Here is a 22,131-nt window from a genome sequence, read left to right as displayed (position 1 = left end):
CGGTTTACTCAAAGTAGTGGGTGTTACAATTTATTATCTACCCTGTTTAAGTGCCCCATTAAATTGCGTATTACAGAATTTTTGTAAGCCTCTTCTTCTCCCAACGCTGTATCGAGTGCTTTTTCAATCTCAGAGACGAATATTTCTACCTCACCTTTGATCGCACCATTACCATAGAAATAGTTTACTAAAGCTAGGGATATAGCAAATACTGGTGCATGTGCTACGCCTTGAATAAATCCCATGCCAACCTACAACAAACTAATCCGAAACAAAATCCCACAAATCATAAAAGCTAACGGAAAAACACCCAAAACAAGAATCTTAAACCAAGATGAATACATAGAAGAACTCTGCAAAAAAACACAAGAAGAACTAACCGAATATCTAGAAGCAGACACAAAAGAACATAAACTAGAAGAACTATCCGACCTCCTAGAACTAATCAACGCCCTAGCCGAACATGAAGACGCAACACTAGAAGAAATCAACAGCATCCGTAAAAAGAAAGCAGAAGAACGAGGCGACTTCTCAGATCGAGTCTATCTAATCGAAGTAACCGATAACTAACCCCTCCTAAGCCCCTTACAAGCCCCTACCAAGTAATAAATCACTAAGAAAAAACATAACAAAACAAAAACACCAACAAACACCGTAGTAGGAGTCGAAAAAAATTTGAAATAACACGCCAAAAACCCGGCCATCCTCCCATATATATTATGAAGGGGCTTTTAATTTTGAACGGAGACGGGAGGAATTAGGATGGCGGTGTATCGTAATGTGCAGGTGAATTTTTGGCAGGATGATTTTGTTTTGGATTTGACGCCGGAGGAGCGGTATTTTTATGTGTATTTGTTAACTTGTTCGAAGACGACGCAGTGCGGGATTTTTCCTTTTCCGAAGCGGTTAGCTGAGATGGAGACGGGTTATAACAGGGAGACTGTTGATAAGCTTGTGCAGCGCTTCATTGATTATGGGAAGATTCTTTATGATGCGGATACTCGGGAGTTATTCGTTTTGAATTGGCTTCGTTATAATCCTGTGACGAATACGAATGTGGAGAAGTGTGTGCTACGTGAGCTTAAGGGTGTGAAGAATAAGGAGTTTGTACATATGTTTCTTCAGAAGTGCGCTGAGGAGGAGCTGAGTGTTCCGATACTTTTAGCACATTTTGGTATGCCTGGTGAATTGGCTGTGGATGATGTTGATCCAGTTTGCGAGGAGACAGAAGATGGAGAAGAGGTTATAGAGGAAGAAACGGGAAGTGGCGTGTTTTCTTTTTATGAGCAACATTTCGGTAGTTTGTCCCCTCATACTGTAGAGGAACTGAGTGCGTGGATGGATGATTTGTCTGAGGATCTTGTGCTGAAGGCGCTTCAAATTGCGTTTGAGAATAATAAGCGGACGATTGCTTATGTGAAGGGGATTTTGAGAGGATGGCACGGAAAAGGGTTTACGAAAGTGTGTGAGGTTGAGGCGGATACGGCTAAGTTTCGGAAGAAGGAGTTGTCTGTTAGTACGGGGGAGACGGAGGAGTTTTTGGCGAGGTGTGAGGAGTGGGAGAAGAATGCGCCACCTGAGGAAGAGTTGCAGCGCTTTTTAGCGGAGCGCGGGTGGCGGCCATGAGTATTCAAAATGTAGAGGCGGAGAAGACGGTGTTAGGTTCTCTATTAATTGATGGAGAGCTTATTAAGGAGTGCCGTTTGACGGAGCAGTATTTTTCTATGCCAGTACATAAGTCTATATTTCAGTTAATGCGAAAGATGGAAGGAGAGGGGCAACCGATTGATCTTGTGACGTTCATTTCTCGGGTAGATCCGAAGTTTTTAGAGGGGATCGGGGGAATGGAGTATTTTATAGGGTTAATGGATGGTGTGCCTACTACTAGCAACTTCTCTTATTATGAGGGGCTTGTTCGAGGTGCCTGGAAAATGTATCAGGCTGGTGTCCTCGGGCACAAGATGGGAGAGCGTCTTATTGCGGAGAAGAGTGAGAAAGTTATCGGTGAGACGATTACGGCACTTTGTGAGTTAGAGGAAAAAGACTCTGTATGTGAGTTTGATTTGAAGGATGCGTTAGTTGATTTGTATGAGGAGCTTCATCAAGATGTGAAAGAGATTACCGGTATTGAGACTGGTTATACATCGTTAAATAAGATGACGTGTGGACTTCAGGAAGGAGATTTTGTCGTTCTTGGTGCGCGTCCTTCTATGGGGAAGACTGCGTTTGCGCTTAATGTTGGACTGCATGCGGCGAAGTCTGGAGCGGCGGTTGGATTGTTTTCGTTAGAGATGAGTAGTAAGCAATTATTGAAAAGGGTGGCGTCTTGCGTAGGCGAAGTGTCAGGCGGTAGGCTGAAAAATCCGAAGCATCGTTTTGCGATGGAAGATTGGGAGAAGGTAAGTAAGGCGTTTGCGGAGATTGGTGAGTTGCCATTTGAGATTTACGACAATGCAGGCGTTACGGTACAAGATATTTGGATGCAAACTCGTAAGTTAAAGAGGAAGCACGGTGATAAGAAGGTTTTAGTTATTGTGGATTACTTGCAGCTTATTACGGGCGATCCGAAGTATAAGGGCAATCGATTTCAGGAGATTAGTGAAATTTCGCGTAAGCTTAAGTTATTAGCGCGTGAATTAAATGTTTGTATAGTAGCGTTATCACAGTTATCTCGTTCTGTAGAGTCGCGGCAAGATAAGCGTCCGCTTTTATCTGATTTAAGAGAGACGGGGCAAATTGAGCAAGATGCGGATGTCATTATGCTTATGTATCGCGAAGATTATTACGATAAGGAAACGAAGCAGAAAGAGATGACGGAGATTCATGTGGCGAAGCATCGGAATGGGCCTGTGGGGAGTTTTAAGTTGAGGTTTTTGAAGGAGTTTGGGCGGTTTGTGGAGATTGGATGATAAAATAGAAGAAGGCATATAAAAAGGTAAAGGAGTGGTTACGGATGACAAAAGTAGGTCGTTTATATGAACAAGAGAAGCAAGAAGAAATTGATAAAGCACTTTCGGCAGCTGGAATGCTCTTTAAAGGAATGAGTGTAGAAGAAATAGCTAAAAAATTAGATGTAACAATTGAAAAGGTGAAAGAGTGGGAGAAGCGTTTATCTCATTAATCGCCGGGGTAATGGCAGCGTCTGTATAAAAATTTACACAAAAATAGCCGAATATTTACTATATAATAGTCGGCTATTTTTGTACGGAGAAGTTGTTAGGTTTAATACGCAAAATTTTTTGGTTTGCTCTTGAATATGTTTCTTATTTCCCCATAAAGAAAGACTTTCTCTCTGCAGTAATCCACTGCTGCAAATCATCTTGGTTACGTCGGACAAGTCGATTTACTAACACATCATGCCATACATAATCCTCTAATAAGTATATATGGACGGGGTCATCTGTATAAAAAGCAATATTACGCTCTTCAAGTGATGGTCCATAAATCATTTCTTTAGAATCTATCGATACAATAAACCAATGTTCTGTAGACAAGGTTTCTGTATAAGGTGTTATGCGATGGGCTTCTAGATTTTTAATGGGATTTTCAACATGTAGGGTAATACCTTGTATTGTAACTTTATCAGCTACTTCAGATAGATCTTCTTTTAATGCTTCATACATCTCATCCCACATTGAAATGACAATACGTCGTTCTGCTTTTTTTATTAATGTCTGACAGTAGCTAATGATTGTTTGATTGTCTTTTAAAGTAATGACTCGATTATCCGTTTTTTCCTCGGAAGTTTCTAGTTTTTTTAATGAATCACTTATTCCTTCGTAAGTAGACTGCCATTCTGATTGCGCCTTTTGTAAAAAGATTTCAACAGGTAGAGGTGAATAGCGAGTGGTGTCATTTATTTCTTCCTTCATGACAATTCCTTTTTCTACAAGGTTACCTAAAATCTCATAAATTCGCGCTCTTGGGACACCCGAATCCTTACTCACTTGATAGGCTGTGACAGGCCCCTGTTTAACAAGAGATACATAAGATTTAGCTTCATATTCATTGAAACCAATTTTTTTAAGCTGTTGCACTATGTAGTCCACTTTTTTCGTCCTCCGATGTTTGCTTTTATCCCGCTTTAACGGGCAGTAAGACCCCCACCTCAAAATTCAGCGGAAGCAAAGAAGTTAGGTGGGGTCGGGCTGCCCGTAAAAGCCCGATTGGTGAAGGCTAATAATCAGTGGGGGTGAACAACCCCCCCACTGATTAAAGTTTCACTTTATATTTCAACGTTACAATAACTATTTACATTTAGCAAATTATTAGTTACTATTCGAATAGTGACTAAAGGGGAGGTTAATAGTATGGATTTTTATTTAGACCCATCTGTATTAATGATTTTGATCGCTTTTGGATTTTTAGCTGCATTTATTGATTCAGTTGTAGGTGGTGGTGGACTCATTGCTTTACCAGCTTTATTATTTACAGGACTGAATCCAGCAAGTGCAGTAGCTACGAATAAACTAGCATCGACAATGGGAAGTGCAACTAGTAATATTGTGTTTTATCGTTCTGGTAATCTTGATTTGAAATCGGCGTTTAAATTAGTTCCGCTCACTTTCATAGGTTCCATAATAGGGGCATGGACCGTTCATTTAATGAATCCAGAAGTACTGAAGCCATTGATGTTGATTATGCTTGGTGCGGTCGCTATTTATACGATATTCAAAAAGGATTGGGGTAGTATTTCCACTCATAAGAAATTGTCTGGTCGACACGTCATTATTTTTACTTTCTTTGTTTTTGCTATTGGTTTTTATGATGGATTTCTAGGTCCTGGAACAGGTTCATTTTTAATGTTTTCTCTTTTATTTATTGGGTATGATTTTTTAAAAGCAGCAGGTAATGCGAAGCTTCTTAATTTAGGAAGTAATGTTGGTGCATTGTTGATGTTTATGTATGTAGGGCAAGTAAACTATGCATATGGTTTTATAATGGGGATTGCTCAAATTGCTGGAGGGATTGTTGGCTCCAAATTCGCTATAAAAAAAGGCAGTGGGTATGTTCGTGCTCTTTTCATTACAGTAACTTGTTTATTGTTAGCGAAAAATCTGTATGACTATATTCAGTAAGTAATTAAAGAACGTAGAAAAGGTCAAAGATGCCTACATAGAATATAAGAAGATACCAGGAGAAAATTCCTTTTAACATTTTTTAGATGCTACCTTGTTTTGAAGATAGCATCTAAAAAGAAAATCTAAGTGAAGAGAATGAAAATAATATAAACTCATATTTTTCTGGGGTATGTTTATTGATCATAGTGAAATGTTTATTCTATATTCTTCTTATAATTAGGCCTCAACAAACTCTTAAAATCCACCTCAGCAATTAGCACACTCAGCAATATAAGCGTAGCCCCTAAGTATCCTTTTCCTGTTAGCGTTTCACCTGTGAAGACGAAAGCAAAGCCTGCGGAAAAGACAGGTTCTAATGAAAAAATAAGACCTGTATGGGTAGGTGTAGTGTATTGCTGGGCAATTACTTGCACGATGAATGCGACTGCGGTGCAAAATATGCTTAAAGTTAATATGATGAGCCATGAGTTGATCGTGCTAGGAAGCTTTGGCGTTTCTATAATGAATGAAAAAATAAGACTAAATAGGCCGACGAAACCGAGTTGCACTACTCCAAGTGCAATGGAATTCACATGTTTCGTTACGCTTCCAGTAATGATGACGTGGATCGCATAAAATAGGGCTGACAGTATGCAAAATATATCGCCGTTACCGATTTTGAATTCGCTCGTTAATGTTAATAAGCCGATTCCTATTATCGTTAAAATGATTCCTACTATAACTTTCTTTTCCGGAATGTGTTTTAAAAATATAGCTGATAATATTGGAATGAAAATGACTGTGAGACATAGTAAGAAACCAGCATTAGAAACACTCGTATACTTTGTACCGAAAGTCGCGAAAATATAAACGATAAATAAGACAGAAGCAAGTATAAATGCATATTTTACAGTTTTAAAATCAACTTTGAATAAATGTTTGTAAAATATTAAACCTGATAAAAGAAACGCGATAATAAATCGTAATGCGATTAAATTATATTCTTCTATGCCATCAAGTCCAAGTTTTGTAAGTAGGATGGATGCACCCCAAAAAAATGTAACTAGTAGTAACATTAAATCCGCTTTTAATTGTAGTTTCATTTCTATTCCCTCGTTATGTATAAATTTTATAAGCCCATACCCCTATCCCCATTTTTAATTTTAATATCAATTCTGAATATTTGTAACTTAAATTTATCGACGGTTTTTTCAGAACCATTGGGAAGTAATAGTATGTATAAAAAAAAGCCCAGTTTGGAGGGGCTTTTTTTCTATGTAAAATTTCATTTGTTTTGTTTACATAATATCTTTACAATCATTTGATAAAATAAAGTCAACTGCATATTGTGAGGGTGGAGGGTTATCCCTTCTTTCTATTCGGAAGGAAAGGAGGTGATAATATGGAGTTTTTGTTTGACCTTGTAAAAGAGTTTGTCAAAGCGACTGTGCGCGAAGTTTCAGCGTATTTTTTGCGGAATCAACTTCTGGATAAGGACAACAAAAAACCCACTCCGCGCCGTCACAAGCAAAAGGGTGGGTTCCGCAAAAAGAAATAGCTTATAATAACCACCACCCTAAGCGGTAGCAGTTAGGGAAGAGATGTTAGCGCATCTCTTCTTTTTATTATATGCCATTTTATTTGATGTCATACTTATATAGTATTCTACGGAAAATATATCATATTCCTATTTTGTGGTCAATTTGATTGAATGATTGAAAAGGTGTAGTCTTATTCCTTTTCAAACTGAAAAATATCCCGATTAATGAGTTGGTGGAGGTACCTATCCATTTCAGCAGCAGAAACGCTTTTTTTATTTTTAAACCACCATGTGCTTAATGAGGTGATTGCCCCTGAATAAAATTCAATGATTAAATCATTTGGTATCGTATGGTTTTTGCAAAGTTGATTTAATGCTTCTATTTCTTCTTTTCTCGTTTCGTGACTTAAATAATGTGTACGGGTAATAAATTGTTCATCAGACATTTGCGTTTCTAATATTTTACCGAGTTCTTCATGATGTAGGAATTGTTCCATTACTTGAAATGGTTTACTTAATCGATCTGAAACCGGTATTTCAGCAATCATCTTGCCGTATCGTTTAAATCCAAATGTTAATAAAGCATCTTTATCTTCAAAGTGTTTATAAAAGGTTGTTCGGTGTACCATTGCACGGTCACATATTTGGTTAATCGTGATCGTACTATATTTCTGTTTTGATTGCGTCATTAATTCAAATAAGGAATCCCACAGTAATTTATGTGTACGTCTAATACGTAAATCAAGTTGTTTTTCATTATCATTCATCTACAATTCTCCTTTTTTGTAGATTAAATATACAGTGGTTGAAAATTGATTCTCCCTTTTTAATCTACATATGTATATTATATTACATGTGTTTAGGTATATTTAAAGTTTTTTAAGTAAGAAACAGGAGGAGAATCTGTAAATGAATATGACAACTAAGAGCCCTACAAGTGGCAAAGTTGATACTTCTAATTTGAAACATACCCCCATTTTAATTGCATTACTTTTAGGTGCAATGGTTGCATTATTAAATGAAACATTACTTGGAAATGCGTTAACGGTATTAATGAAAGAATTTGACGTAACGGCTTCAACGATTCAATGGCTTTCTACAGCATACATGTTAGTAGTTGGGGTTTTAGTTCCAATTACAGCATTACTTCAGCAATGGCTCACAACGAGACAAATGTTTTTGATCGCTATGGTAACGTTTTTAGTCGGTACATTAATTGCGGGATTCGCACCGACATTTTCCGTTTTATTAATTGGCCGTATCGTCCAAGCTGTAGCGACGGGGTTAATTACACCGTTATTAATGAATACGATTTTAATCATTTGTCCACCTGAAAAACGTGGTGCGACAATGGGATTAATCGCACTCGTGATGATGGCAGCTCCGGCAATTGGCCCTACATTATCTGGAGTAATTGTGGATTCATTAAATTGGCGCTGGTTATTCTATATTGTTATTCCTATCGTGATCATTTCTATTATGATTGGGATGAAGTACATTCAAAATGTTTCAGAGTTAAAAAGGCCAAAAGTAGATTACCCATCTATCCTTTTATCGACATTAGGATTTGGCGGGCTTGTGTATAGCTTTAGTGCATCGGGTGATTTAGGATGGTCCGATGCAAAAGTATATGGCACTTTAATTGTTGGGCTTATCTCATTATGTATTTTTGCCGTTCGACAATTGAAAATTGAGAATCCAATTTTAGAATTACGAACATTTAAAGTTCCGATGTTTACATTATCAGTTGGATTAATTGTCATTGTGATGATGTCGTTATTTTCAACGATGACTTTATTACCGATGTTCCTGCAAACAGTTTTACTCGTTACAGCTTTTAAATCAGGAATTATCATGCTTCCGGGAAGTGTTATTAGCGCCATAATGGGGCCAATCGCAGGTAAACTATTTGATAAATTTAGTCCGAAAGTTATTATCGTTCCCGGCATTGTCTTAGTAGGAATTGCAATGTTCTTATTTAAAGGCATTACTCCTGATACATCAATGTTACAAATTATTGTCATGCATAGCGTATTAATGGTTGGACTCATGTTTGTCATGACAGCACAAACATACGGTTTAAATCAATTAACACCAGATTTATATCCGCATGGAACAGCACTATTTAGTACGTTGCAACAAGTAGCTGGTGCAATTGGTACAGCTATCTTTATTTCGAAAATGTCTTCAGGAACAACTAGCTATATGGAGAGCTCCGCAAATCCACTGGATCCAGTAGAGAAGTTAAACGGTTTAACTTCAGGGTTCCAAGGTGCATTTGCACTTGGGTTAATCTTTATTATTGTTGCATTTATCGTATCGTTATTCTTAAAAGAAGAGAAAGAAGGAGTAAAGGCAGCGAGGGTTTTACAGAACGAACATTAAGGTTTATATAAAAAAGACATCTTTCCCTAGAAAAGATGTCTTTTTTATATTTTTTTCGTAACACTTGTTTTGGGTGTCTTCATACATAAGAATTGGTATGTAAAATATTGTATTTTTTGAACGTGAATAATTATTGAGAATAACGATGCAAAGCTGTGCTAATAACTAAAAGTCCAATAATGAGAGAAAGTGTTCTTATAATAAGTTCTGCCACTAATAGTTCACCAAATGATTTAGTGACATCGTATATAGATCCTGTTATGAGAATAGGTGCAATCATGATTATAATTCCAATTATTATTTGAAGAAGTAGATTGATGTTTTTATTCAAGACAATCACCTCCAAAAAAATAGGGAATGAGAATATGTTTTTTTTGTATTATAAAATGATTATATCGTATTACATTAGACGATGAGAATATTTTTAGATAGTAGAAATTAGAGACACTTCAATAAAAAGGAATTAAATATGGTACTCTTTAGTTAAGATATTTAAACGAAGACAGGGGAAATGAAGATGGACAAAAAGCTAACGTATTGGCTAGCATCTATTATAGGGGGAGTAGTACTTGCAACTGGTATGACTTATGGAATGTTACAGTTTGCTGAAGTCCCGCTTAAGAGTGAGGACCATGTTTTTGCAGAGGTTAATAAAGAAGACATACTATCGAATGAAGCAGAAGTGAAAGGTTCCAATGCACAACTTCACATTACAGTAACTTCTACTGAAGAAGAAGTTATTTCAGCTATGCATAGCATGACTCATCAAAAAGTAAAAGCGTGTGAAGGAAAGGGAGCAACCCCTATGTCCAAAAAGAATGCAGAGAAAGTAAGAAATATTCTAAACGGAAACAATTTCAAGAACAAAGAAGAGCTATTAGCAATTACTGAAAGATGGGCAAATAGAGATTTTAGTAAAATTTTAGAAGAACATAACTATTTTATTAAACTTCAAGGTGGCAAGACAGGTGAAGCTACAGTAATGGATACGGTAGACGAGAAAGTATTCTGTCTCAATACTTTCGGTGATGATGTAACGGCTGCATTAGTTAAATCAGGAGATCTTCAAGCCTTGTAAGGTGTTTTTTCTTTAATATAAAGAAAGCCTCAAGTATTCATATACTTGAGGCTTTTCTAATGGAAAGATAGGGATGATCCGAATTCCTTACATTAAGAACAAAGTGGAATTACTCCTAAACCAATTAATAAAGCTGCAGCAACTGCTGGAATTGGTACAGGAATTTGAATACCTTCTACAAACAAGAAATACTGACCACTCACTATTTTAAAACAAACTACTTGCATGGCTATTCCTCCCTTCTTTTAGAATTAATACATTATATTAATTAATCTATTTATTGTTATAGTTAAATTATTCATTTTTAAAAATATAGTTAATATGTGAATAGTTTTCGAAAGGACCTGCTCAATCAATGCGGAAAAACATAAGATGAAACGAATCCATTAAAATACATGAGTGAACCTTAGTTTTCCCCTCTTATCTAAAGGAGGAACTATTATGGGTTATGGTGGTAGTTGTGGCGGTTGTGGCTTCTCGGGAGGCTTTGCTTTATTAGTCGTGTTATTCATTTTATTAATCATCGTTGGAGCTTCTTGCTTCTGCTAAAAACTATTGGAAAAGACACTCATATAGAGTGTCTTTTCTTTCGTGCAAAATGCTTCCTGATATTATCCAACTGTATATAGTATACGGTATATTTTTTCCTCATTAGACATATAAAAATGTTGGAGGGATGTTATGAGACTAGTAGGGAAGCACATTTATATCCGGCTTTATAAAACTGATGATGCTAACGAGTTAGCTAACTTACATATTAGAAATCGCGAATTTTTTCAACGAGTTTGCCCGTTGCTCCCAGAAGTTTTTTATACAGAAGAACATCAAAAAATACGTCTTGAACAAGCTCTAAAAAAGACAGCTGAAGGGCAAGTATACCCTTTTGGAATCTTTTTAAGAGAAAATGATAAACTGATTGGAGACATTTCATTAACTCAAATTGTTAGGGGAGACCTCCAAAGCTGTTATACGGGATTTACTTTAGATAAGGAGCATAATGCAAAGGGCTATACAACAGAGGCCCTTCAACTTGTTGTAGATTTTGCTTTTAGGGAATTAAAGCTACATAGAATTGAAGCAGGAGCGATGCTTGATAATATTGCATCTATTCGTGTATTAGAAAAAGTGGGGTTTAAAAAAGAAGGTATAGCGAAAGAAAATATAAGGATTAATGGCAAATGGACAGATCATCAAATATTAGCTATCATCAACAGTTTGGATGTGTAAGTAAGCACATTTCAATTCCAATAATAGGACGTTATGTCAAACTCACATGTATGCTCCATTTATTTCACAGTTTATCTATCTTATATAATGATACAATGAAGATAATATTGGGAAATTATGGGGATGATTACGTTGCTTACTTTAATAAAATTTGTAGTTAGTTATGCTGCAAGTCTATTTGCTTTTATTTTTGGATGGTTCTTAATTTCATATATTTTTAATCCTAGCTTTATTCACCCGGACGTTTTACAGGGATTCATAAAAACTATCGTCACTTATGGTAGTATACCAGCTCTTATAGCTTGTCTAATTGGGGAAGTCTTATATAGGAAAATTAAACGATGTAGAGAGTTTCAATTTGGAATTCCTTTATTTATAGGACTAGCAGTTATCTATACACTTATACCATTTCTTTTTCTTTTTACTTTTTCTTTTTTACATTTCTTTTATTTCGTAGCACCTGTTATGATGGGGTCCTTAGCTTTTTATTTAGTGCGTAGAAAAATATAATTATAATAGATATGTCTGAATCACTAGTTTCAAAAAGCCTTCACGCAATGATGATTGCATGAAGGCTTTTGATGTTTTCTTATTTTTTTGTCTCGTTAACCCATGTAATAATGTCCTGGATGACGTATTCGGGAACGTTAGCAGGGATTTCGTATTCACTAGGAAGACTTAATTCCCCGTCACCCTCCGTGAAGAAATGATTCAATTTCGGATATTTTTTGAACTGCACATTCCCGCGGTTTGAAAATCCTTTCTGCCATTTTGTATATTCGTTTTTTACTGTTACTTGATAATCGCGTGCTCCTTGCAGAATGAGTAAAGGCTCTTTTCGTGATTTTGCCTCTTCAACTGGACGCCACCTAGAAACATCATACATAAAATGAGGTGACCCCAAATTGTAGCCAGCTGGAGGATGGTCAGGATTGAAAGCAGGATCCTGAATAAAAGCAGCTTGTCTTTTTAGTTCATCGATTTCTTCCTTTGACGCCCCCAGGTATTCATACTGATCAATGGCAATTTCAGTCAAAGGGCGTGCAGGTGGTGCGAGTAAGATACTTCCTCGGACAAGTGAGGAAGGCGCTTTGCTCAGTATACGCGGCATTGTGCCAGCTCCTAGGCTATGTCCAAGAATGAAAATATTATTTGGATCAATGCCTTCCTGCTGCGCTGCTGATTTTGCTGCATATATGGCATCATCTGTAGTATCACGGTCTAACGTAATGGGTTCTGCACTCATCTTTAATGCATGTTCTAAGGTGCGTTTTTCATAGCGCAACACTGCAATTCCGTTGGATGAAAGGCCCACCGCAATGTCTCGTAAGATTTTTGTTCCCATATATGTGCTATCGCGATCATGGATGCCAGCACCATGAACAAGAACAACTACGGGCAGCTTTTCACCACGCTTATGTTTCGGAACTGTTAATGTCGCTGGTAACGGATAGGTAGAATTTCCAATGACGATTTCACGTTCTTGATAGGAGTTAGGTTGATCATAGCTAGGATGGGGGATGGTAAAAGATTCCTCGGGTGGCCTTTCTCCAATTTCATCTACTTTCCCGCCAGGTGTGAATTTAAGGAGTAGTGGTATGGTAGTTCCTTCGGTAGCTGCTGGAATTTCTACCGTCTGATGGACCAAGTTTCGTTCTTTTATCACAGGGGTTCCCATGCTTTTTATCCCGCTCCAGCCACTTTGTGTCCACCAGTTTTGTAATGTGGTTGCTGTAAACTTGGATTGAAAAGCAGTAGACGTCAACTGTAGTGCCTCTGCATATTTACCTTGCTGGAGATATTCAAAAAATAATGATGTAAGCTCCGTTAAAGAGACTAGTTTCTTTTCAGCAGATTGTTCCTCGTGTGTATCTGCGTGAATAGTTGTGGTAAGCGGGAAAGATGAAACGCCTAAAGAAAAGAGTAGGGGAAAGGTAAGTATTGATCTTTGTATTTTCTTTTTTTTATTCATGTTTTAACCTCCAATATGTGATGGTAAAAAACAGGTATGGTAATTAGAATTCTGGTGCGAAAACTTCAAAATATTTGCAAGCAATCTCCAAAACTTGGACATACTCATATTATTATTCTAAAAAAACGTAGCTTTCTTCTCTTGTCACATGCATATTAATCCCAGAAATAATCTTTCTTCCTTCACTTTATATTTTGATTATACGAAGCAAAGCTCTCGTTTTTCTTACTTGATACTTACAAATTCCTTAAGTAGGGGATATTTTAAAAATGGATTTGTGGCGGTACTCCTATGTTAAGAGATAGCTTAAGGACCGAGGATTATATTGTTTTTATAAAGAGTTGATGTTATGTTTGTTTTGTAACATATGGTGTTTTATGCATGTAGGAGGATTTATTGAAGAAATTATTAATATTGTTTTTATTAGCTACATTTTGTCTACAGATTACAGGATGTTCTAATAATATGGGTACACTAAGGGAGAAGTCTAAAACTTCAACAACTGTGAAGTCTAAACGCATCAATAAAGGGTGGTACAAACATATGTAATAGTTTGTATCACCCTTTGTTGATGTTAGAAGTCATAAAGAAAAGGTTGATAGTTAGATATTTTTCATAAAGAAAAGACACCCTAAGGTGCCTTCCTTCGACTTGAACCATCTTAATTTTAATAATATATTGGACTCCCATCCAACTATTATTTTACCATGTTAAGTTGTTTTATTCATTGAGAAATATAGTGTTAACCTATATTTAAAAGAATTATATCGATTTGAACCAACTATTAATTAGGGGGATGCTGTATACTATCCCCAGAACGGAAATTATGAGCAATATGTATATGAGTCACATATCAAAAAAAAGACACTCTCAAGAGTGCCTCTCCTTAGCAGCCGAATCCGCCGCCCCAACAGCTAGCGCCAACGATGATTAATAAGATGAAGAGCACAACAAGTAAGGCAAATCCGCCGCCGAAACCACAGCCTCCACCACAACTACCTCCATAGCCCATATTAACTCCTCCTTCCATAAAGACCATTTATTAATGGATTTAATTTAATTTATGTTTTTAAGGGTGAATGGAGCAGGTCCTTAAAAAAATAAAAGGATTTTGGAAGTTAAAAAGAGTTGACGATCTTATTTTTGTCACCGGAATTTTGTCTTCTACATATTGTATTTTATTCTGTGTATTGGGGGAAGGAGGATCTTATGGCTAATTCTGAGATGATTTTACGTTTACTTACGGATTTAAAGATTGAACAACAATTGTTGAAAGAACAGTTAGAGAAAATGCAAACAACTGTGACTATTCTTGAAGAAAAATCAGTGACGCTTAAAGAAAAACCAGCGACTCTTAAAGAAAAAACAATGACTCCTGAAGAAAAACCATCTGTTACAAAGCAAAGAGCTTTTTCTGGACGCCCAACATCTTTTCGTGATTGGAGAGCAGCTAGTCAAAAAAATTAGGGAATGTTATGTGAAATGATAAAAAAAGTACAGTCTGCTGTAGAAAAGACTGTACTTTTTTATGTCAGTAGAGAATGTTAAGGGAGACGTATTTATTGGCCTATTCCACTTTTAATTGGAGTTCTTTATCTAACTTATCATTATTAATTTTTAAAGTTAATCCTTGCGTGTTTTTCGGTACATCAAATACAATGTTTCCTTCCGAACTTTCATTAGGATTAACAATATTAAATTTGAATGTGGAGATATTTGCAGCTTTAAGTATTGACTGATATTCATTGGAAATGTGATATTCTCTTCCAAATCCATCAATTAATTTAAAGTTGTTAATATCTAGTGTAATGGGTTCTTCTTTACGATTATAAACGGCGATGTCTAATACTTTAAAGACACCTTGTGCTTTAACTTCTCCAGTCCCTAGAACATCTAATGACTCGGCAGATCCCATTGACATGTATACATCAGAGGAATCTACATTGGTAGGAAGTTCTTTTTGCGAATCCTTGTTGCTAAGTTTGTCATTCTCTGTTTTTTTAGAAGTCTTTTGCTCGTTTTTCGCAGATGTATCATGTGAACCGCAAGCTGATACTCCAAACAAGAATGTGCTACATAATAATGATGTTAATAACTTTTTGTTCATCGTTTGTTTCTTCCTTCCAAAATAGAAGCACTTTTAATGAGTGCTATATATAGTTGTATATGTATTACATTTTATATCTTATTATATTAATTTTGGAAGGAAAAGGGAAAAATGAGCATTTCTCTGATTCGAATTATTTATCTGTCTAAAATTTGAAATTAAAATGAGCCCCATAAATGATAAACCATTCCACTGACAAAAAATGCTAGTCCTACAAATAAAACAATTAAAGCAAGTATTCCATTTTTATTATGTTCCATAAAATTAGCTCCTTTTTCATTTACTTACATACAAAAAGCCTTTAGTCGTAATTATGGCTAAAGGCTTTGATCTTCATACTTTTTAGTTTATAAAAAAGTTGCACTGCTGTATTAATTTGGAATATGATTATTTAAAGAGAAGGTGATGAGTACATGCAGGACAAAAAACAATTCCCGCTTATATCTGGAAATCTCTCATTAGATTTAGTAAATACAGAGCTAGTTAGGCGTGGACAACGTTATGATTTATTAATAACAGATGAAGATGTATTAGAATGGTTACATGTAATAAAGGTTAATCTTCCTTTTTGGAATGAAAAAACACTTATAGGAATTCAGAAGCGAATGAATCAAGTTACATCTAGTATATTAGAAATAAGAGAAGTACTGAGAAAACAGTTTGAGGCAATTGCTGATCAGCAAAAAATTTCTAATGATTTTATTACGTATTTAGAAAAACAAATTGAGAAGGCACCATTTACATATAAAATCATTGAACAACAGCTAGTATCTATCCCGGTTGGAGAAATCGAGGATGTAATCGCATCGTTAATTGCATTTGATGCTTTAACCTTAATAGCAGAAAATAAGCTGATTTTCCTTAAAAGGTGTTCAAATCCTGAATGTGTTTTATTATTTATAGATAAGAGTGGGAAACGAAAATGGTGTTCTATGAAAATATGTGGGAACCGGAAAAAGGTAGCAAAATTTCAGGATCGAAAATTTGAGGAAGTTTAGAGAATCAACTTATAATAGTTGATTCTTTTTTTTGTATTCTCTAACTAACCCCTAAAATTAATATTTACAGGTTAGTTATTTCCGAGTTATAATGGTTGGTAAATAAAGGAGGAGAACGATGGATAATATAACAGCAACTAAGCAGAAAGACCCTCAACCAATAAGTGTACGATATTTTACAAAAATGAAAGGGAAAGGAAGAAGTCCATTACAAGTAAATATAAAGGACTCTTTAACGGGACTACTAGGGGGATTTTTAACAATTCTTACCTTAACATATTTAACGAGCATAACCTCTACAGAATTATTAATGGCTCCATTTGGTGCGAGTTGTGTATTAGCGTTTGGAGTTTGGAATGCGCCATTATCTCAGCCGCGTAATATTATTGGAGGACATTTGATTTCAACTTTCATTGGTCTATCAATATATCATTTGTTTGGGAATGAATATTGGACAATTGCTTTAGCGGTGGGGATGGCAATAGCTGTTATGATGTTAACGAGAACGACGCACCCTCCGGCAGGCGCCGATCCGATTATCGTAATTTTAGGGGCAAATAGTTGGAGTTATTTAGTAACACCAGTTTTAATTGGCTCCGTTGTTATTGTAGTTATTGCTTTATTCATTAATAATATGAGTAGTAAAAGAAGTTATCCAACTTTTTGGATGTAGTTTGTGAAGTGAAAAATAATTTAAGTGAGTATTCTATTCTTACTATGTTTTATTTTTTATATAGTAAAAGCCTTAGTCGTAATTGCAGCTAATGGCTTGGGGCCTCATACTTTGTAGTTCATAAAGAAAAGACACTTTAAAGTGTCTTCTACAGATTTGAATTATTTAATTCATGTAATTAATATTCGTTAGCATAAAACTCTTTTATTAATTTTATTTCATTTGTATCTGGATTAAACTTAAATATTTTAATTTGATTCGATTCATCTTTGTATGCAAATGTATTCTCACCAACTTGGATCATATTGCTGGTGTTTAAAATAGGATCGCTACCGTGATCAGTAATTTCCACAGTTTTCTCACGATCCCAGAATGCAATGACAATAATCAAAATGATAAGACATACCCGTATAAAACGTAATTCTCTTGCAACAGGATGTTCCATCTGTTAGTCTCCTTTACTGTTTGATAGAGTCTGTTTATAAAAGAGATAATTCCTAGGAATATAAATAAAAAAGACACCGTAAAGTGTCTTTTTTATTTTAGTTATGCGCATTACTTAATAAGACGCTAGTTCCTCAGTCTGGCTATGAGTAACTATGTAGGGTAATTCCATTATAACATTTTAACCAGTAATGGGTCTATATGGAATTTAATTGATTTTCTTTTTGATTATTCAGAATGATTAATTGGGTATTTGGATGAAGGAAGCAGTGAGGAAGAAGGGACTTAACTTGTTTTAGAAGAGTGTCTTCTTTTTTGCATCATTGTGAGTAAAGTGTAGCGTTATATTTCCCTTTACACGAACATAACGGTATACTATAGATAAGTTAAGTAAACTTAACTATTAAACGAAACGAAATAAAAGCATGGAGGAATAACGCTATGACTAGAACGTATAAAGAAGTAATTAATGAAATGAACCGAGCTTATAATGAATTCTACATTTTACTATTCCAGGAGTTAAAAGATGAGTTCGGTCTTACAGGACAGCAAGAGAGCATGCTATTTCATATTAATTTAAATGAAAACACGACAGCAAATCACATTGCGACTACCTTTAATGTATCCAAAAGTGCCGTTAGCCAAGTTTTATCTAAATTGGAGAAACAGAAGATGATTTCAAAACAAGTAAACCCTAATAATAAACGGGAGTATTTTCTTACACTTGGTCCAAACGGTAGTAAGTATATAGAGCGGTTGTCTGAGTTAGATGATGTATTAATTGAGAAATATTTTTCTAAAATCGATATAAATGCCCTTGAGCAAATGACCGAGACGTTAACGAAAATAAATAAAGTGATATTGGAAGAAAAACAGAAGGATCTTAATTGTAATGAGTAAGAACGTAGATGAAGCAATTAGTAGAAAGGAGGGGAAGCGTGTTATGAGTTACATACCAAATATGATTACGATAGCAAATTTTGTATGTGGACTTTTAGCTATTTACGCTGTTTTCGTTCACGATATTTATTTGGGAGCAGTTTTTATTATTACGGGTATGTTGTTTGACTTTTTAGATGGTATGGTCGCTCGGAAACTTGATTCTGTTTCGGAAATTGGTGGAGAGTTGGACTCATTTGCGGATTTAGTTACTTTTGGTGTGGCACCGTCTATTCTTGCATATAGTGTCGCGTTAAAAGATTTGCAGTCTATCGGGATGATATGTGCGCTTGCTTATAGTATTTGCGGAATGCTTCGGCTTGCGAGATTTAACACGCAGCAAAGCAAACTCCCAACCTTTATCGGCATGCCCATTCCATTCGCGGCAATGTGTCTCCTCATTTTATGTTTTTTAAAGAATCCAGTTTCCGTGGCGTTTGGTACATGTGTACTCGCGTATTTAATGGTGAGTAAAATCAAATTCCCTCATTTTAAAAAAGATATAGCTGAAAGCTTGAAGCCTGGAAGATTGGATTGATGATACGGAATTACAATGAGAAAGATAAAGGAGAATAACATGATTCGTATGGCATTAAGATCGTTCAACATACAAATGTATTGTTTGCTAGGCGTAATGTTATTGGGATGGCTTGTGACACCTTTTTCAGCCCAGTTTGTAGGGATAAGCATTGGCCTTTTAGTAAGTATGTACTGCGCCTGGATTTTAGGAAGACGTATTGAAAAGTTCGGAGATAGCATTGTAAAAAAAGAAAAAGCACCGATGCTCGGAATGATGAACCGGTTCGCAGCCGCAATTCTCGGCGCAATTATTATGTATGAAATTGAACACCATGAATTCATGTGGACATTTGCTGCTGGAATTATGAGTGGGTATTTCTTGGTTATTATTAATTTGGGGTATTACAGTATGAGGGATGAGAAGGAGTAAAGTGAAAACTAAGTTTAAGCATACTGTTGCCTAACAACGAATAGCGGATTAGTAATTAGAGTAATAATAAAAACTAACATAAAATTTAAGAAAAATTTTATATTTACCCCACTTTTTATTTTAAAAGTTTTTCCTATCCTATAAACAAGTTACATCAAGGAGGAGACTGAAAATGAAGAAGTGGGGATTTTTTATTTTTAATATATTCCCTATATTCGAAGACAAAGTAGAAGATTAAATATATGAACAAAGTACCGATTCTTAAACTATGTTCTAAATAATAGATGAAAATGTAAAGTTAGGGGATTCCACATGCATACAGGAGTTTTGATGAGTTATTTGTATACTTATTTTTTTACTATTATGTTTTGTGTTGTGTTTCAAATTGGATTTTATTTTAAAGCGAAAAGAACTATATCTATTCTGCATTTTTTGTGGGTGTATGTTTTTCTGTTCTATCTTTCGCTAGTGTATAAGGTGACGCAAATCGCGACTGTATGGGATATAAGTAGATATGAAACGTGGATTCGTGTAAATCAAATCAACTTGACTCTATTTGATACGGCAGGTAGTACGACGTATCTTTTAAATATTGTACTGTTTATGCCATTAGGTTTTTTATTACCGACTATTTGGCCTCAGTTTAGAAAAATGAAAAACACGGTATGCGCGGGATTCTTTTTTTCATTGGCTATTGAGTTAAATCAATTACTAAATAATAGAATTACAGATATTGATGATTTATTTACGAACACCCTCGGGGCGATTATTGGGTATTTATTATATAAAGCATTATTTAAAATGATATATAAAAGAGAGGAAAAAAAGCTGGATACAAACTCTTCTCTAGTTATAAAATACGAGGCTATTTTTTGTTTAGTGTGTTCATTTGTAGGGGCGATGTTAATTTATCATCCAGCTTTATTTGGAAGACCTGTCATCATCCAGTGAGGTAATTACGAATTTCTTTTGAACGCTCGAGCGATATTTCAATTTGCAAAAAGCCTTTAACTTGTTATAGTTAAAGGCTTTTATCATCATAATTTTTACTTACCAATTACCCACTCTAACATCCGCCTTCAACCACTTCACCCAATCCAAATCTTCTACCTTAAGCAAACTAAGCGAAACACCCTTCATATCTAAAGAAGTTAACAGTGTACCAACCTTTACGAATGTCACTTGCAATCCTTCAAGTTCACACAAACGGCGAATGTCGTTTGCGAAAATGTATTGTTCCATTAATGGAGTTGCGCCGAGTCCATTAATGAGGATAGCGAAGTTGTCTCCTTTTCTCCAGCGATAAATGCTTTTTAGTTTGTTCATTAGTTCGATCGCTAATATTTCAGAAGAGGATAGTGCTTCTTTACGGTAACCTTTTTCGCCATGGATGCCGACGCCATAAAACACTTCATCGTCATTTAATGTGAATGAAGCTTTTCCTTTTACTGGATCGTTGGCAGGGGAAAGGGCAACTCCTAATGTGTGTAAGTTTTCAGTGATAGAGCGGCCAAGTGTTGTTAGTTCTTCTAGAGAATGGCCTTCAAGAGCGGCCACACCAAGTATTTTTTGAACGAAAACGGTGCCAGCTACGCCGCGTCTTCTTTTATTAAAAGAAGCATCATCTTCAATTGAAACGTCGTCATTTACGATAATATGGTCAATTTTTCTTCCTTCTTCTTTAGCGATCTGCTCAGCCGCAAGAAAGTTCTCAACGTCATCTTTAAAGTTTTTAATGATGAATAGTATACTTTTATCTTTTGGCATAAGGCGAGTTGCCGCTACAATTTGTTCCACTGTAGGCGGAGTGAAGATGCTTCCGTTTACTGCCGCTGTAAGCATTCCTTTTCCTACATAGCCAATATCAGCGGGTTCATGTCCGCTACCACCGCCGCTTATTATAGCGACGTCTTGCTCCAGTTTTTCGATATTTTTTACATAAATGATGTTATTTGTTTCGTCGTAATTTACTTTGTCGTTATGTTCAAAATAAAAGCCGTGCAGCATATCTTGAACGATATTTTGTACATCATTCATAATCTTTTTCATTGCTTTTGCCACCCTTTAATTACTTTGCTGATTGCTCAAGTAATAGTAGTAATTGATTGTTTATCATATTTTTCATGAGAGAAGACATAATGGACGGGTTTACTTCGCATTTACTTTCAATCCAATCTTTTATCGTTCCAACGAAGCCGTGACTATAAAAAGAGGCAATCGTATTTTTTGTCTCATCAGAAAGGCTGAATCCACAGCTCACGGATAATTCATCAATAATCTTCATATATAAGTTTTTCGTATGCTCAAATAAATAGTGATTAAACGAGTTTTGCTCAATGACTTTAAAAGCATTTCGGTAAAATTTTTGATTTTCATAAAAGTAATCAAATAATAAATCGAAAATGTTTTCCCATGTTTCATAATCGAGAAAGTCTATAATATTTTCTTTCGTTTCTTCTCTATAAATCCAGCTTAGTAGTTCAAATTTATCTTTAAAATGATAATAAAAAGTTTGCCTACGCATTTGACAGTGTAACATAATATCGCTCACTGATATTTTATGAAACGACTCTGTTTCCATTAAATATTTCAATGAGTTCGCGATTATCTTTTTAGAAATTATAGAAGAGGTCATCTGAATCATCCCTAGAATGTTAGTAATATAAAAATCCTATCTATAAATGAGAGCGGTGTCTTTAGACAGATTGTCCATTTTGTCCGTTTACTATAAAACGCTTTCATTTTAACATGAGTAGTAA

30 protein-coding genes are annotated in these 22,131 nt (G+C 35.5%); 18 read left to right on the top strand and 12 right to left on the bottom strand.

The annotated features are described in order from the left end of the window. Positions 1 to 23: 23 nt before the first annotated feature. Complete coding sequence (locus HMAS_RS19390; RefSeq protein WP_116344966.1) at positions 24 to 245, bottom strand: hypothetical protein; 222 nt, start codon at positions 243 to 245, stop codon at positions 24 to 26. Here HMAS_RS19390 and HMAS_RS19385 point away from each other — a divergent pair. The 4 genes from HMAS_RS19385 (at position 244) to HMAS_RS27805 (ending at position 3,121) form a co-directional block, all read left to right on the top strand. After that, positions 244 to 570, top strand: coding sequence for a nucleoside triphosphate pyrophosphohydrolase (locus tag HMAS_RS19385; RefSeq protein ID WP_116344965.1), 327 nt, complete (start codon positions 244 to 246; stop codon positions 568 to 570). The genes HMAS_RS19390 and HMAS_RS19385 overlap by 2 nt on opposite strands. A gap of 192 nt (positions 571 to 762) precedes the next feature. After that, complete coding sequence (locus tag HMAS_RS19380; RefSeq protein ID WP_116344964.1) at positions 763 to 1,626, top strand: DnaD domain-containing protein; 864 nt, start codon at positions 763 to 765, stop codon at positions 1,624 to 1,626. Then, the gene (gene dnaB, locus HMAS_RS19375) at positions 1,623 to 2,909 is read left to right on the top strand and encodes a replicative DNA helicase (RefSeq protein ID WP_069604426.1); all 1,287 of its coding nucleotides are present in this window, start codon (positions 1,623 to 1,625) and stop codon (positions 2,907 to 2,909) included. The genes HMAS_RS19380 and dnaB overlap by 4 nt, the downstream gene beginning before the upstream one ends. A 44-nt stretch (positions 2,910 to 2,953) precedes the next feature. Continuing rightward, complete coding sequence (locus HMAS_RS27805; RefSeq protein ID WP_000169783.1) at positions 2,954 to 3,121, top strand: hypothetical protein; 168 nt, start codon at positions 2,954 to 2,956, stop codon at positions 3,119 to 3,121. A 142-nt stretch (positions 3,122 to 3,263) separates the two neighbouring features. Here the strand turns inward: HMAS_RS27805 and HMAS_RS19370 are convergent, their stop codons facing one another. After that, on the bottom strand, positions 3,264 to 4,049 hold the full coding sequence (locus HMAS_RS19370; protein ID WP_098272335.1) for a TrmB family transcriptional regulator: 786 nt from the start codon (positions 4,047 to 4,049) through the stop codon (positions 3,264 to 3,266). A 261-nt stretch (positions 4,050 to 4,310) separates the two neighbouring features. On the opposite strand from HMAS_RS19370, the gene HMAS_RS19365 reads away from it, so the two are divergent. Then, positions 4,311 to 5,078 carry a TSUP family transporter gene (locus HMAS_RS19365; protein WP_000348425.1) on the top strand — a complete coding sequence of 256 codons (768 nt, stop codon included), beginning with the start codon at positions 4,311 to 4,313 and terminating at the stop codon, positions 5,076 to 5,078. A gap of 197 nt (positions 5,079 to 5,275) precedes the next feature. Here the strand turns inward: HMAS_RS19365 and HMAS_RS19360 are convergent, their stop codons facing one another. Continuing rightward, positions 5,276 to 6,163 (bottom strand): DMT family transporter, encoded by an 888-nt coding sequence (locus tag HMAS_RS19360; protein WP_116344963.1) that lies wholly within the window; start codon positions 6,161 to 6,163, stop codon positions 5,276 to 5,278. A 299-nt stretch (positions 6,164 to 6,462) separates the two neighbouring features. Between HMAS_RS19360 and HMAS_RS27800 the strand changes: the two genes are divergently transcribed. After that, positions 6,463 to 6,618 carry a hypothetical protein gene (locus tag HMAS_RS27800; RefSeq protein WP_033695255.1) on the top strand — a complete coding sequence of 52 codons (156 nt, stop codon included), beginning with the start codon at positions 6,463 to 6,465 and terminating at the stop codon, positions 6,616 to 6,618. Positions 6,619 to 6,791: 173 nt separating this feature from the next. On the opposite strand, the gene HMAS_RS19355 is transcribed toward HMAS_RS27800, so the two are convergent. After that, the gene (locus HMAS_RS19355; RefSeq protein WP_116344962.1) at positions 6,792 to 7,367 is read right to left on the bottom strand and encodes a TetR/AcrR family transcriptional regulator; all 576 of its coding nucleotides are present in this window, start codon (positions 7,365 to 7,367) and stop codon (positions 6,792 to 6,794) included. A gap of 142 nt (positions 7,368 to 7,509) precedes the next feature. On the opposite strand from HMAS_RS19355, the gene HMAS_RS19350 reads away from it, so the two are divergent. Next, positions 7,510 to 8,985 (top strand): MDR family MFS transporter, encoded by a 1,476-nt coding sequence (locus HMAS_RS19350; protein ID WP_098955345.1) that lies wholly within the window; start codon positions 7,510 to 7,512, stop codon positions 8,983 to 8,985. 130 nt (positions 8,986 to 9,115) lie between these two features. Here the strand turns inward: HMAS_RS19350 and HMAS_RS19345 are convergent, their stop codons facing one another. Continuing rightward, on the bottom strand, positions 9,116 to 9,316 hold the full coding sequence (locus tag HMAS_RS19345) for a hypothetical protein (protein WP_001038824.1): 201 nt from the start codon (positions 9,314 to 9,316) through the stop codon (positions 9,116 to 9,118). A 186-nt stretch (positions 9,317 to 9,502) separates the two neighbouring features. Here HMAS_RS19345 and HMAS_RS19340 point away from each other — a divergent pair, with 186 nt between their 5' ends. Then, the gene (locus tag HMAS_RS19340; protein ID WP_000358710.1) at positions 9,503 to 10,063 is read left to right on the top strand and encodes a PRK06770 family protein; all 561 of its coding nucleotides are present in this window, start codon (positions 9,503 to 9,505) and stop codon (positions 10,061 to 10,063) included. A gap of 92 nt (positions 10,064 to 10,155) precedes the next feature. On the opposite strand, the gene HMAS_RS28270 is transcribed toward HMAS_RS19340, so the two are convergent. Continuing rightward, positions 10,156 to 10,290, bottom strand: a complete 135-nt coding sequence (locus HMAS_RS28270) for a hypothetical protein (RefSeq protein WP_001198456.1) — start codon at positions 10,288 to 10,290, stop codon at positions 10,156 to 10,158. A gap of 214 nt (positions 10,291 to 10,504) precedes the next feature. On the opposite strand from HMAS_RS28270, the gene HMAS_RS19335 reads away from it, so the two are divergent. The 3 genes from HMAS_RS19335 (at position 10,505) to HMAS_RS19325 (ending at position 11,800) form a co-directional block, all read left to right on the top strand. After that, the gene (locus HMAS_RS19335; RefSeq protein WP_000540375.1) at positions 10,505 to 10,612 is read left to right on the top strand and encodes a YjcZ family sporulation protein; all 108 of its coding nucleotides are present in this window, start codon (positions 10,505 to 10,507) and stop codon (positions 10,610 to 10,612) included. A gap of 132 nt (positions 10,613 to 10,744) precedes the next feature. Continuing rightward, positions 10,745 to 11,290, top strand: a complete 546-nt coding sequence (locus tag HMAS_RS19330) for a GNAT family N-acetyltransferase (RefSeq protein ID WP_001241521.1) — start codon at positions 10,745 to 10,747, stop codon at positions 11,288 to 11,290. 123 nt (positions 11,291 to 11,413) lie between these two features. Beyond that, the gene (locus HMAS_RS19325; RefSeq protein WP_033686567.1) at positions 11,414 to 11,800 is read left to right on the top strand and encodes a hypothetical protein; all 387 of its coding nucleotides are present in this window, start codon (positions 11,414 to 11,416) and stop codon (positions 11,798 to 11,800) included. Positions 11,801 to 11,879: 79 nt separating this feature from the next. Here the strand turns inward: HMAS_RS19325 and HMAS_RS19320 are convergent, their stop codons facing one another. Both HMAS_RS19320 and HMAS_RS19315 read right to left on the bottom strand, forming a co-directional pair. Beyond that, positions 11,880 to 13,262 (bottom strand): alpha/beta hydrolase, encoded by a 1,383-nt coding sequence (locus HMAS_RS19320; protein ID WP_116344961.1) that lies wholly within the window; start codon positions 13,260 to 13,262, stop codon positions 11,880 to 11,882. Positions 13,263 to 14,148: 886 nt separating this feature from the next. Then, on the bottom strand, positions 14,149 to 14,274 hold the full coding sequence (locus tag HMAS_RS19315) for a YjcZ family sporulation protein (protein WP_000540377.1): 126 nt from the start codon (positions 14,272 to 14,274) through the stop codon (positions 14,149 to 14,151). A gap of 197 nt (positions 14,275 to 14,471) precedes the next feature. Here HMAS_RS19315 and HMAS_RS19310 point away from each other — a divergent pair, with 197 nt between their 5' ends. Continuing rightward, the gene (locus HMAS_RS19310; RefSeq protein ID WP_000013699.1) at positions 14,472 to 14,729 is read left to right on the top strand and encodes a hypothetical protein; all 258 of its coding nucleotides are present in this window, start codon (positions 14,472 to 14,474) and stop codon (positions 14,727 to 14,729) included. Between the two features lie 100 nt (positions 14,730 to 14,829). Here HMAS_RS19310 and HMAS_RS19305 read toward each other — a convergent pair whose 3' ends face one another. After that, the gene (locus HMAS_RS19305; RefSeq protein WP_046392417.1) at positions 14,830 to 15,369 is read right to left on the bottom strand and encodes a DUF4352 domain-containing protein; all 540 of its coding nucleotides are present in this window, start codon (positions 15,367 to 15,369) and stop codon (positions 14,830 to 14,832) included. Between the two features lie 413 nt (positions 15,370 to 15,782). Here HMAS_RS19305 and HMAS_RS19300 point away from each other — a divergent pair, with 413 nt between their 5' ends. Both HMAS_RS19300 and HMAS_RS19295 read left to right on the top strand, forming a co-directional pair. Beyond that, positions 15,783 to 16,367: a CGNR zinc finger domain-containing protein gene (locus HMAS_RS19300; RefSeq protein WP_098955350.1), complete on the top strand. Its 585-nt coding sequence runs from the start codon at positions 15,783 to 15,785 to the stop codon at positions 16,365 to 16,367. Positions 16,368 to 16,485: 118 nt separating this feature from the next. Then, positions 16,486 to 17,040, top strand: coding sequence for an HPP family protein (locus tag HMAS_RS19295; RefSeq protein ID WP_000368840.1), 555 nt, complete (start codon positions 16,486 to 16,488; stop codon positions 17,038 to 17,040). A gap of 178 nt (positions 17,041 to 17,218) precedes the next feature. Here the strand turns inward: HMAS_RS19295 and HMAS_RS19290 are convergent, their stop codons facing one another. Then, entirely contained in the window at positions 17,219 to 17,485 is a 267-nt protein-coding gene (locus tag HMAS_RS19290; protein WP_046392418.1) for a YmzC family protein, read from the bottom strand. A gap of 440 nt (positions 17,486 to 17,925) precedes the next feature. Here HMAS_RS19290 and HMAS_RS19285 point away from each other — a divergent pair, with 440 nt between their 5' ends. From HMAS_RS19285 to HMAS_RS19265, 4 genes are all read left to right on the top strand, one after another. After that, positions 17,926 to 18,384 (top strand): MarR family winged helix-turn-helix transcriptional regulator, encoded by a 459-nt coding sequence (locus HMAS_RS19285; protein WP_000198944.1) that lies wholly within the window; start codon positions 17,926 to 17,928, stop codon positions 18,382 to 18,384. Further along, positions 18,377 to 18,961: a CDP-diacylglycerol--serine O-phosphatidyltransferase gene (pssA, locus tag HMAS_RS19280; RefSeq protein WP_116344960.1), complete on the top strand. Its 585-nt coding sequence runs from the start codon at positions 18,377 to 18,379 to the stop codon at positions 18,959 to 18,961. The genes HMAS_RS19285 and pssA overlap by 8 nt, the downstream gene beginning before the upstream one ends. Positions 18,962 to 19,000: 39 nt before the next feature. After that, positions 19,001 to 19,372, top strand: coding sequence for an ATP synthase subunit I (locus tag HMAS_RS19275; protein ID WP_006917967.1), 372 nt, complete (start codon positions 19,001 to 19,003; stop codon positions 19,370 to 19,372). Between the two features lie 312 nt (positions 19,373 to 19,684). After that, complete coding sequence (locus tag HMAS_RS19265) at positions 19,685 to 20,323, top strand: VanZ family protein (RefSeq protein ID WP_025710322.1); 639 nt, start codon at positions 19,685 to 19,687, stop codon at positions 20,321 to 20,323. Between the two features lie 99 nt (positions 20,324 to 20,422). Here HMAS_RS19265 and dhaQ read toward each other — a convergent pair whose 3' ends face one another. Both dhaQ and dhaS read right to left on the bottom strand, forming a co-directional pair. Beyond that, the gene (gene dhaQ / locus HMAS_RS19260; RefSeq protein ID WP_016122032.1) at positions 20,423 to 21,421 is read right to left on the bottom strand and encodes a DhaKLM operon coactivator DhaQ; all 999 of its coding nucleotides are present in this window, start codon (positions 21,419 to 21,421) and stop codon (positions 20,423 to 20,425) included. Between the two features lie 19 nt (positions 21,422 to 21,440). Next, the gene (gene dhaS / locus HMAS_RS19255; protein ID WP_000204221.1) at positions 21,441 to 22,007 is read right to left on the bottom strand and encodes a dihydroxyacetone kinase transcriptional activator DhaS; all 567 of its coding nucleotides are present in this window, start codon (positions 22,005 to 22,007) and stop codon (positions 21,441 to 21,443) included. Between the last annotated feature and the right edge of the window lie 124 nt (positions 22,008 to 22,131).

It is taken from the genome of Bacillus sp. HMA207, assembly GCF_003402455.1.
In the GTDB taxonomy this organism is placed as follows: domain Bacteria; phylum Bacillota; class Bacilli; order Bacillales; family Bacillaceae_G; genus Bacillus_A; species Bacillus_A cereus.
This window is presented reverse-complemented; position numbering and strand designations above follow the sequence as displayed.

Bases quoted from the DNA above. Each gene is read 5' to 3' on its own strand.
- HMAS_RS19275 (WP_006917967.1), top strand. From the start codon at position 19,001: ATGATTCGTATGGCATTAAGATCGTTCAACATACAAATGTATTGTTTG.
- HMAS_RS19325 (WP_033686567.1), top strand. From the start codon at position 11,414: ATGATTACGTTGCTTACTTTAATAAAATTTGTAGTTAGTTATGCTGCA.
- HMAS_RS19300 (WP_098955350.1), top strand. From the start codon at position 15,783: ATGCAGGACAAAAAACAATTCCCGCTTATATCTGGAAATCTCTCATTA.
- HMAS_RS19285 (WP_000198944.1), top strand. From the start codon at position 17,926: ATGACTAGAACGTATAAAGAAGTAATTAATGAAATGAACCGAGCTTAT.
- HMAS_RS19310 (WP_000013699.1), top strand. From the start codon at position 14,472: ATGGCTAATTCTGAGATGATTTTACGTTTACTTACGGATTTAAAGATT.
- HMAS_RS19265 (WP_025710322.1), top strand. From the start codon at position 19,685: ATGCATACAGGAGTTTTGATGAGTTATTTGTATACTTATTTTTTTACT.
- dnaB (WP_069604426.1), top strand. From the start codon at position 1,623: ATGAGTATTCAAAATGTAGAGGCGGAGAAGACGGTGTTAGGTTCTCTA.
- HMAS_RS28270 (WP_001198456.1), bottom strand. From the start codon at position 10,290: ATGCAAGTAGTTTGTTTTAAAATAGTGAGTGGTCAGTATTTCTTGTTT.
- HMAS_RS19380 (WP_116344964.1), top strand. From the start codon at position 763: ATGGCGGTGTATCGTAATGTGCAGGTGAATTTTTGGCAGGATGATTTT.
- HMAS_RS19340 (WP_000358710.1), top strand. From the start codon at position 9,503: ATGGACAAAAAGCTAACGTATTGGCTAGCATCTATTATAGGGGGAGTA.
- HMAS_RS19330 (WP_001241521.1), top strand. From the start codon at position 10,745: ATGAGACTAGTAGGGAAGCACATTTATATCCGGCTTTATAAAACTGAT.
- HMAS_RS19360 (WP_116344963.1), bottom strand. From the start codon at position 6,163: ATGAAACTACAATTAAAAGCGGATTTAATGTTACTACTAGTTACATTT.
- HMAS_RS19365 (WP_000348425.1), top strand. From the start codon at position 4,311: ATGGATTTTTATTTAGACCCATCTGTATTAATGATTTTGATCGCTTTT.
- HMAS_RS19305 (WP_046392417.1), bottom strand. From the start codon at position 15,369: ATGAACAAAAAGTTATTAACATCATTATTATGTAGCACATTCTTGTTT.
- HMAS_RS19385 (WP_116344965.1), top strand. From the start codon at position 244: ATGCCAACCTACAACAAACTAATCCGAAACAAAATCCCACAAATCATA.
- HMAS_RS27800 (WP_033695255.1), top strand. From the start codon at position 6,463: ATGGAGTTTTTGTTTGACCTTGTAAAAGAGTTTGTCAAAGCGACTGTG.
- pssA (WP_116344960.1), top strand. From the start codon at position 18,377: ATGAGTAAGAACGTAGATGAAGCAATTAGTAGAAAGGAGGGGAAGCGT.
- HMAS_RS19290 (WP_046392418.1), bottom strand. From the start codon at position 17,485: ATGGAACATCCTGTTGCAAGAGAATTACGTTTTATACGGGTATGTCTT.
- HMAS_RS27805 (WP_000169783.1), top strand. From the start codon at position 2,954: ATGACAAAAGTAGGTCGTTTATATGAACAAGAGAAGCAAGAAGAAATT.
- HMAS_RS19315 (WP_000540377.1), bottom strand. From the start codon at position 14,274: ATGGGCTATGGAGGTAGTTGTGGTGGAGGCTGTGGTTTCGGCGGCGGA.
- dhaS (WP_000204221.1), bottom strand. From the start codon at position 22,007: ATGACCTCTTCTATAATTTCTAAAAAGATAATCGCGAACTCATTGAAA.
- HMAS_RS19350 (WP_098955345.1), top strand. From the start codon at position 7,510: ATGAATATGACAACTAAGAGCCCTACAAGTGGCAAAGTTGATACTTCT.
- HMAS_RS19295 (WP_000368840.1), top strand. From the start codon at position 16,486: ATGGATAATATAACAGCAACTAAGCAGAAAGACCCTCAACCAATAAGT.
- HMAS_RS19320 (WP_116344961.1), bottom strand. From the start codon at position 13,262: ATGAATAAAAAAAAGAAAATACAAAGATCAATACTTACCTTTCCCCTA.
- HMAS_RS19335 (WP_000540375.1), top strand. From the start codon at position 10,505: ATGGGTTATGGTGGTAGTTGTGGCGGTTGTGGCTTCTCGGGAGGCTTT.
- HMAS_RS19390 (WP_116344966.1), bottom strand. From the start codon at position 245: ATGGGATTTATTCAAGGCGTAGCACATGCACCAGTATTTGCTATATCC.
- dhaQ (WP_016122032.1), bottom strand. From the start codon at position 21,421: ATGAAAAAGATTATGAATGATGTACAAAATATCGTTCAAGATATGCTG.
- HMAS_RS19355 (WP_116344962.1), bottom strand. From the start codon at position 7,367: ATGAATGATAATGAAAAACAACTTGATTTACGTATTAGACGTACACAT.